The sequence below is a fragment of the Gemella sp. GH3 genome, assembly GCF_013415425.1.
Taxonomy (GTDB): Bacteria; Bacillota; Bacilli; order Staphylococcales; family Gemellaceae; genus Gemelliphila.
In genome coordinates, this window is record NZ_JACBYC010000133.1 from 1 (window position 1) to 437 (window position 437).

Here is a 437-nt window from a genome sequence, read left to right on the forward strand (position 1 = left end):
AAGTAATGTTGCCTAAGTATGTAAATCGAAGGCTATTTCCACTTTTGGCATCACTTTTGACAGGATCGACATGTATTGCTCTGATCGCAGATACTAATAGAATTAAAGCTGATAAAAGGACAATCGCCGTGTAAAGCGTGTTTCTTCTTTTATGTCTTTTAGACTGTTTAAGTAACCACTCACTGGGCGATAATCGTTTTTTCTTTTTCATTAATACGCGCTCCTTGTTCGTGATTAGTTGATAAAGCTATATAAGAACAAGATGACATAAGTAATACAAGTTAATAACATTGTAGTTGATAATGTAATTACGACACCTTGCTTTTGAACCGTATTTGCAATGATTCCTGGAATGACAACACCAATACCTGAAACTTCAACCATCTCAAATGGCGTGAGAGGATAAATTAAGTCAAATATAAACTTGAGTACCATAC

General features: G+C 34.8%; 1 protein-coding gene and 1 pseudogene. Both read right to left on the reverse strand.

Annotated features, from left to right (window positions below; genetic code table 11):
* Positions 1-211: pseudogene (locus tag HZY83_RS05630) on the reverse strand (CapA family protein); the annotation flags it as partial.
* Between the two features lie 23 nt (positions 212-234).
* Positions 235-437: poly-gamma-glutamate biosynthesis protein PgsC/CapC (locus tag HZY83_RS05635; protein ID WP_218925352.1), on the reverse strand; the 203-nt coding region annotated here is incomplete at its 5' end.